A 2,077-nucleotide genomic window follows, 5' to 3' on the forward strand; every position below is an offset into this window, starting at 1 on the left:
CGCACGTTTTTTATATCAGTGTAGGTTAAATTCTGTTTTTTTAAAAAAAGGTATTCTGCGATTAGCGTATGGCGCACCCCCAGCATTCCTTATTGTAGCTACGTGGTCAAGGGCTACGCGAGCAGCGGGTTTGTTGTTGCTTCGCAGTTTTTTATTTGGGGGTATCCCCAAACCCCCATCCGCTGCCCTTGACTCACTCCGCAGCACAAAATTAGCTGGTAGGGGGTGCTTTACCAGATGTTGTTTTGTTTTTCGAGGTTTTTGGTTATGACACGTCACGAGTTTCTTTACAGAGGGTTCTTAGTTACTGTTGAACTAGTGCATGGTTGGATTAATGAGGACGGCACTTTAGATTCTTATGGGTGGCGCGGTTGTTTTGAAGGAGACATTTATTACTACGGTCGCACGCGCTGGGAAGTTATTGACCTTGTGTCAGAACAGGTTGACAAGTTAATTGCTCTAGTTGACGGCTAAGGTCAGAGGCAGGGGGCGTTCGCGCTCTCTGCTTTTTTTTGGGCGCCTTCCCCTAACGGTAGTACTGATGATTCGATCAACGGTAATAGTACAAAAGATTTAAAAGAGGCGCCTGTCGCGAATAAAAAAGTTTCCCCTAGGAAAATCACAGAGGCAGGTAAAAGTAAAAATCCAGACTATTGTCAGACAACGATTTACGTGAAGAAAGACTTACAGTGTAAGCTTATTCGTCTGCTGGAAGACCAGGAGTACAAAGGGGACTTCTCAGACTGGTAGAAGAATGCATGTTATCTAAACTCAAAAAGCAAAAATCTTAAACACTTTACGTGCGGACAACTACCAGCAAGAGGAAACTACGTTGTGTGTTGGGTGCAACGAATGAATTTAAGCGCTCTTAACATGGCGCCGGGTTTTGAAGAGACACCAGGAGGAACTCAACATCTCCTCGTCTCCCTATATGGCGCCAACCCGCGCGGTAGGAACATCTTCCAAAATTTCCTGCATCTTCCTATTGGTATGAACACTATAGAAAATACCAACAGCATTGTCATAGTTAAAAAAGTAGTACCAGTCTGGTAAATTGCTGGTACATGTGTAAAAAATCTACTGATTTACTGCTTAATAATATTACAAAGAACGATATATCAAACTAACTTTAATTACCTTCGTACCTCAAAAAAAGGTTTTTTGTACCCGTCCTACACCAATTTTGTACCTAAAATACTATATATAATGTGCAATTTGTACCCAGCGCGCGGACACACATTGGATGTGATATAGAACGTTGTACCGAGGTACTGTGTACGAAAAATCTAAAAAAATATTTTTTCTATAGAAACATAATATATGCCTATGAAAAAAAAAAATTTTTAATCTCACTTTATCTTAGAGATTTTCGGTACAAATAATGCTTATAAATATAGTAGACATGTATTATTTTGTACCTCAAAATCCAGTTTCCTGTACCTTCAAAAAGGGTACAAAACAGTACTAGGGTACTATATTTATATCGTTATTGTACCGACATAAAGATTGAATTGTACCGAGTATTTTTAGGAATACTACAGAGAATTTTACCTAGCAAAAACTTATATTTAAAATTAACTGTCTTATTTGTATTTCTATATCAAAAATAACTATCGCGATTAAACGCTTACCCTACGGTACAAACTGTATGCATATTCAGTATATTCGTTCTAGTGAATAAATGATGTCATTCCACTTATCTTGATGGATATAAGAGCCTATATACAGGCGCCATTCGATAAGTAAAAGAAACAATTTTTTATGTGCTAGACCGACGATGAGGAACTGAAAATACTACAGGCGCCATTCGATAAATAAAGGAAACAATTTTTCGGGAGTACTAGACCGACGACGAGGAACCGAGAATACTACAGGCGCCGGGTTTTATGGGTATGTAAGAACAACGACACACAACACACGCACAGGTGAAAAGCTATAAAACCCGTGGAGTAGATCAACTCTATACATCGCAGGGCGCCGGGATTTATGAGCAACTGAGCGCGAATGAACGGCACGCTCAAAAAAGCATGACTAAACACAATAAATAACTATCTATGACACTCATAGTAAAAATTGA

Annotated in this window: 2 protein-coding genes; both read left to right on the plus strand. The window is 39.2% G+C overall.

Annotated features, from left to right (window positions below; all coding sequences use genetic code 11):
* The first annotated feature begins 267 nt into the window (after positions 1-267).
* Positions 268-474, plus strand: a complete 207-nt coding sequence (locus AC2JBO_RS44650) for a hypothetical protein (RefSeq protein ID WP_496960037.1) — start codon at positions 268-270, stop codon at positions 472-474.
* A gap of 378 nt (positions 475-852) precedes the next feature.
* Positions 853-1,053, plus strand: coding sequence for a hypothetical protein (locus AC2JBO_RS44655; RefSeq protein WP_496960038.1), 201 nt, complete (start codon positions 853-855; stop codon positions 1,051-1,053).
* Positions 1,054-2,077: the final 1,024 nt, after the last annotated feature.

The sequence above is a fragment of the Calothrix sp. CBUCES-K 9914 genome (assembly GCF_059640475.1).

Coding starts and splice junctions, on each gene's coding strand:
- AC2JBO_RS44650 (WP_496960037.1), top strand. CDS start 268: ATGACACGTCACGAGTTTCTTTACAGAGGGTTCTTAGTTACTGTTGAA.
- AC2JBO_RS44655 (WP_496960038.1), top strand. CDS start 853: ATGAATTTAAGCGCTCTTAACATGGCGCCGGGTTTTGAAGAGACACCA.